Source organism: Candidatus Kuenenbacteria bacterium (genome assembly GCA_012797775.1).
Lineage (GTDB): Bacteria > Patescibacteriota > Patescibacteriia > UBA2196 > GWA2-42-15 > JAAZMX01.
In genome coordinates, this window is the sequence record JAAZOM010000013.1 from 21380 (window position 1) to 27379 (window position 6000).

The window sequence follows — 6000 nt, forward strand, 5'->3', positions numbered from 1 at the left end:
TATTATTTGAATTTTGAGAGGAACCAGACAACGGTTGGTTCTGAACATAAAACAGCCCCGTCCCGATTTTATATCGGGGCGGGGTTTGTTATTTTATTTACGAATATGCCAGCCTCGCCTAGCGACGACTCTAGGCGAACAAATCAATTACGAATATACAAATAAATGCCGGTCATTGCGAGGAGGAGAGCGTGGAGCTGAATACTAAAAATTAATGAGATTGCTTCGTCGTCACGCTTTGGGCGTGACTCTTCACAATGACAGGGAGAGCCAGTAGGGATGTCGGCCAAAGTTTGTCAAAGGAGTGTTTTTTTGATATATTTATCTTATTAATATTAATGATTTGTTTTATGTTAGGAGCAGAAAATAATATAGAAAAGACAAACCAAAATCAAAATAAAGATTTAGTGATTAAGGGAGACAAAGGCAAGAGGGGATTGTGGACAATGATTATTGTTTTGGCTGTGGTAGCCGGGTTGGCGGCTTTTAACATATTCCAAGATAAAATAAGTAAGGAAGAAAAAAAAGATGCGTTCCCAGTGACCCTGGAGCAGTTGAAAGATGATTTTGAAAACAGTAATAAAAAATTGAAATCTGAAGTGGTGCCACCGGCAGAATATGTGAGGAGATTTGACGAGCCCCTGAAATTATCTCTCTCGGCTGTAGAGAGCGGTGTGCCTTCGCAACCGGGTTACGTGGATTTGAGTGAGGATTATCTAAATATTGCTTCGGTTTATTCGATACTCGGTGATTATGAAAGAGCGGAAGAGTGGTACTATAAAACATTGGAAAAATATCCGGAGAACTATAAGGCACACTTGAACTTGGCTGATTTGTATATTTTAATGGAGCAAAGAGAGTCAGCGGCTATAAAGTTTTATGAGACAGCAATTTTATACCCACAGGATAGTAGGGTATATATCAAGATGGCTGATTTTTATTATAAATATTCTTCGGCTCCCGATAGAATTATTAAAGCCGCTGCGATTTATGAGCAGGGAATAAAAAAGGCAGAAGATCCAAAGATTATTTTTAGCGAGTATGCTTTTTTTCTGGAAAATTATATGAAAAATTATAAAAAGGCACTAGAGATGCAACAAAATTATCAGCTGACAAGTGGGGAGATTGATCAGGAAGAGATCGGCAGGTTGAAGGCGTTAATTGATAAAAATAAATAACGACAAATATGACTGGACAAGACAAATTGTGCAAAAGTTTAAAGGTTGGTGCGGGTTTGGCACTGTTGGCGCCTTTGGTTTACAACATTAATTTTATCTTCCCTTTTATTTTTCTGAGGAATATATTTTTTCGCGGGTTGGTTTTGATATTATTATTTATTTTTGTTTTGTATGTTTTTGAGAGCGGCAGGTGGCGGGGCAGAGGGAATCATATTTTGTATAGTTGGCTTTTGCTTTTGCTGGTTTTGCTTTTGGCAACGGTTTTGGGGGTCGACCCGAGCAATAGCTTCTGGGGCGGCTGGGAAAGAATGGATGGTTTGTTAAATTATTTATTTTTGGGGGTTTATTTTCTTATTTTGGTGAATATTTTTACTACTAAAAGTGATTGGATTTGGTTGATGCGTTTTGCAATTTTGGTGGCGTTGGTGGTCTGCATGGCAGGATTTTTTAGAGCCGGCTTGGCCATGGCTGATAATGCTTGGAGCTACTTGGGCAACAGCGCTTTTTTGGGTTATTATTTATTGTTAAATTTGGGATTATTGGCAATAGTTGCAACATTGGACAAGAGTGGGTGGCGATGGGCATATGGAGCTTGTGGGCTGATATTTTTGTTGGTTTTATTTGGAGCGGCTAGCCGGGCGCCAATTTTGGGTTTGTTTTTTGGCGGTTTAATTTTTGTTATTTTGGGATTTAAAAATTTTTCTAAACGCTGGAAACTGATATTGGGCTGTTTGATTTTGTTGGCGGTCGTTTTTGGTTCCTTGGCAATTATTTACAAAGATACAAAAGCGGTGGCCAAAATAAAATTTGTCGATCGCCTAGCCCATATTTCCAGTACAGATCCGACTACCAACAATAGATTGCTTGTTTGGGGGAGCGCTTGGCAGGCTTTTTTAGAAAGACCAATTTTGGGTTATGGCCCCGAAAATATACCCATAGGGGTAGACAAGCACTATAATCCTTTAATCACAGAGCAGTGGTTTGATCGAACGCACAATTTTGCTCTTGATTATTTGTTATTTGCTGGTGTATTTGGATTTTTGGCATATTCGTTTTTTGTCGGCAAGGGGTTTTATTATACTTATAAGATAGCGGAAAAAGAGCCGACTTTGGGCCACATACTTAGCGCGATTTTGGCGGCGATTATTTTTACCCTATTGTTTGTTTTCGACACCCTGAATAGTTGGGTTATTATTATGGTGGTCTTTGTTTTTATTTCTTGGGCAAAGAATTATTATGGTCCCGAAGAAGGAGACGGAAATATGGGGAAAATCTCACCCAAAATGTATTATCCGGTTTTAGTCGTAGTGCTTTTGGTAATAGCATTATTATCAAATGAATCTCTTATAAGGCCAGTGCGCGCCAATTTGTTGGCGGGGCAGGCTTATCGTTATTCGCAATCTGATCCGCCTAAGTCCGTCGCTCTTTATGACCAGATTTTTGAAATAAATACTTTTGGGGAGCGGGAGGTGTGTATGGCCCTGCTCCAGTATGCGACTACGGCGATCAATGCGCCGGAAGCTGACGAGGTCGCGAAAAAATTGGTTTTTGAAAAGGCAGAAGAAAAAGCTCTAGAATATCTAGAGAAGAGGCCAAAGAGTATGCAGGTGAGATTGGGGTTGGCCCAAGTGTATTTGCGCTATGCCAGCTACAATGTTTTTTATTTGGATAAAGCAATTGATCTTTTGGTTAATAATATTGATGATTCGCCGGGGAGGGTGAATATTTATTTTGTGATAGCCTCGGCATACAACAGCAAGGGAGAAAATGACAAGGCTATAGAATATCTAGAAAGAGCATATGAAATAACTAAAGGGGTAAAATCGGTGTATGTGAACCTGATGAATCTATACGCCCAAAAGGGCGAGACAGCAAAGGTTGATGAGCTGATAAAAATTTATGTGGAGCGCTTTGGGGGCTCGCTTGGGGCTGAGGATTATCGGGTACTGGCAGAGTATTATTTTAAAATTAATATGATTGACGCTTCAAAGAGGATGTTATTAGAGCGCGCAATCCCGGCTGATCCTGGTAGCTGGCGGGCGTATGTATCATACGCGTCTATCCTAGAGTCAGAAGGAAAAATAGGTGAGGCGATTGAGTATTTGAAAGGGGTGCTGGCAGGACATCCTGATTTTTCCGAGGTGCTTGGCGAGTACATAACCTATTTAGAATCAATTAAAAAATAATTAATAAATAAAATATAAAGATATGAAGAAGATTGTTTTTTGGGTTATTTTTGGTTTAGTATTGCTTTCGCTACCCATTGAGTCTAGTCTGGCTGTATATAATGCGGTTCAATGGTCTGACAGTACCCGCCTGTCTTTCCCCGGGGTGGCAAAAGTAGCTGGCGAGGCAAAGGGCATCAGTATAGATGTTTATGCTGATACTTTTTTGGAATATTATTATCTTGATGTGGCCAGCTTGCGTTTGCAGATGAGAAGCGGGTCAAAAGTATATCTGGAGTCACTTGACAGAAAACTTTTTAATGTCCCCACGGGTTATCCAGACACGGAGTGCCTTGATGGCTATTCTCGCTTTTCTTATGAGGCGACAGCGGCTGGGCTGACTGATTTTACCATTACCTTTACTGATGGCGGCAATTGCCCAGAAACGGCGAAAACCGAGGAACCGGCTACGCCAAAGGTGGAGCAGATTGATGTGACAAATTTAGATAAAATAGCGACTGATGGTTTGACCAAAAAATTGGGTCAAAACAGCAAGACACATTTTGTTTACGATAATATAATAGAAACAGTAGATATTTTAAGCGTTAGCATGAACGAAGTGAAAGTGGGTTTATCTACTCCGGCCAAGGAATTTAATTTAATAATAAATAAAGAAAAAATTGTGGATACAGATGCTGATGGTTGGAATGATTTGAGCTTAACCCTTAAAAGCACGGATGGCGGGGAGGCTGAGTTGGTAATAAAAAAGAAAGAGCCAGTTAAAGTAGTTGGTATTAATCCAGGAGATTTGGTAAAAGTGGCTGATGGCACGACGGTTTATTATGTTGGTGCTGACAGTAAATTGTATATATTTCCCAATGAAAAAGTGTATTACACTTGGTACCAAGATTTTAGTACAGTCAAAATTATCAGCTCTAGCGATTTGGGTAGATATGGTTGGGGTGGACTGGCAACTTATCGACCAGGAGCAAAAATGATCAAGTTTAGTATTAGTCCAGCAGTTTATGTAGTTGATAAGGGCGGAGTACTGCATAAATTAAAAGATGAAAATATGGCCAGGGAGATGTATGGAGATGAGTGGAATAAAAAAATAGATGATATTAATGAGGCCTTTATGTTTAGTTATGTTTTTGGTGATGATTTAATGACGATTAGTGAATTTAATCCGGTTGAGGCGAGCCAGCTGACACCGACGGTGGAAGTGGATAAGGGAATATAAAAGGCAAAGGGCAAAAGGAAAAAGGAAAAGAGAGAGAAATGGTTAAAATTATTTAAAGACAGATAAATTTCCCATAAGATGATGGTGGGGAAGGAAAAAGGCGGTGGGAGTTACATATTACAGGCTGATGTGTTACAATAAATTTATTAATAGATTAATAATAATTATGGCAACCAACAAAAAATTTATTTTCGCGTTTTGTATGTTAGCTTTGGCCGGTGTTTGGGGTTGGCCTTTAACAACAAACGCGGCTTATAATGATGCCACCCTAGAAGCCGGCACGGTTTTGTATATGACCGAGGTCGCGGCTCAAGCTGGAGGGACACCGGGCATAAACATTATTGTTTCGGCCAGTTCAGAGGTGGCTTCAATACAAGTGAATGGCAATAATTTGGTGATTGAAATGGAAGCGGGATCAAAAATTTATTTGAGCTCGGCTGACAGGAAGATGTTCAATAGTAACTTAAGCGGCACGGCCTGTGGATCAAGTATTTCGGAGTTTAGTTATAGCGCGCTCAAAACAGAGACGCTGACCATCACCTTTGCCGATGGTGACAATTGCGTGACGGGCGGCGGAGGCGGAGGGCAATATTGGTCCGGCTCCGGATCGGGAACGGCAGTAACGGATACCACGGCCCCCATAATCAGTGAGGTCGATTTGATAGTTGGAGACACGGAGGCGACAATTAACTGGCAAACCAACGAACCATCAGCCACGTGGGTGGTTTATGGGACCAGCACCGCTTATGGTTGGGAGGAAAAAACCACTGTTTATAAAACAACTCATTCTTTGACCCTGACGAATCTAGCACCCTTGACGACTTATTATTATCAAATAAAAGCGCAGGACGGGAGTGGCAACACTAGTACTTATGCGGATCAGCAGCTGACGACTTTGAATAGTGGTGAAGTTCCCGTAACCTCGTCTGAGCCAGATCAAGCCACAACAGATAATAGTAGTGGCGCCATTAATGGTAGGGCTGACGACGGCCTGTCGGGAATAAGCGCTGATATGAAATTGGCCAAAAAGTTGGCCGGAAGATTGCTACTGCGCGTAGAGAAAAGCGGAGAAATTTGGTATGTGGATACCAAAGAATACAAGCGTTATGAAGTAAAATTTGCCAACGCATTGTATGTTTTTCAGAAATTAGCTTTGGGGGTTAGCAACGTTAATCTAGAAAAAATACCGGTGAGTGGCAGTAAAGAAAGCGGCGACGTGAGCTTGCGCAATAAACTGAAAGGCAAGTTGCTTTTGGCGGTAGAAGATCACGGGCGAATTTGGTATGTGGATAAAGATGGTTATCGGCATGAAGCAACCTGGAAAAATTTGATGGATTTGTTCAGGGAATTGTCTTTGGGCATTACTGACGCGAATTTGGCCAAGATTCCGGCGGGCAGTTTGTAAGATGAATTGGAT

General features: G+C 41.0%; 4 protein-coding genes. All 4 read left to right on the forward strand.

Annotation, left to right across the window (positions count from 1 at the left end; translation table 11 throughout):
- The first annotated feature begins 350 nt into the window (after nucleotides 1-350).
- The 4 genes from GYA54_01760 to GYA54_01775 all read left to right on the forward strand — a co-directional run bounded on the left by GYA54_01760 (nucleotide 351) and on the right by GYA54_01775 (nucleotide 5988).
- Complete coding sequence (locus GYA54_01760) at nucleotides 351-1178, forward strand: hypothetical protein (GenBank protein NMC51436.1); 828 nt, start codon at nucleotides 351-353, stop codon at nucleotides 1176-1178.
- Nucleotides 1179-1186: 8 nt separating this feature from the next.
- A complete protein-coding gene (locus GYA54_01765; GenBank protein ID NMC51437.1) occupies nucleotides 1187-3364 on the forward strand; it encodes a tetratricopeptide repeat protein in 2178 nt (725 codons plus the stop codon).
- Nucleotides 3365-3386: 22 nt separating this feature from the next.
- Complete coding sequence (locus GYA54_01770) at nucleotides 3387-4583, forward strand: hypothetical protein (GenBank protein NMC51438.1); 1197 nt, start codon at nucleotides 3387-3389, stop codon at nucleotides 4581-4583.
- Between the two features lie 166 nt (nucleotides 4584-4749).
- Complete coding sequence (locus GYA54_01775; protein ID NMC51439.1) at nucleotides 4750-5988, forward strand: hypothetical protein; 1239 nt, start codon at nucleotides 4750-4752, stop codon at nucleotides 5986-5988.
- Nucleotides 5989-6000: the final 12 nt, after the last annotated feature.

What these genes read in the sequence shown, in the direction of transcription:
- GYA54_01760 (NMC51436.1), top strand. Translation starts at nt 351, where the DNA reads ATGTTAGGAGCAGAAAATAATATAGAAAAGACAAACCAAAATCAAAAT.
- GYA54_01765 (NMC51437.1), top strand. Translation starts at nt 1,187, where the DNA reads ATGACTGGACAAGACAAATTGTGCAAAAGTTTAAAGGTTGGTGCGGGT.
- GYA54_01770 (NMC51438.1), top strand. Translation starts at nt 3,387, where the DNA reads ATGAAGAAGATTGTTTTTTGGGTTATTTTTGGTTTAGTATTGCTTTCG.
- GYA54_01775 (NMC51439.1), top strand. Translation starts at nt 4,750, where the DNA reads ATGGCAACCAACAAAAAATTTATTTTCGCGTTTTGTATGTTAGCTTTG.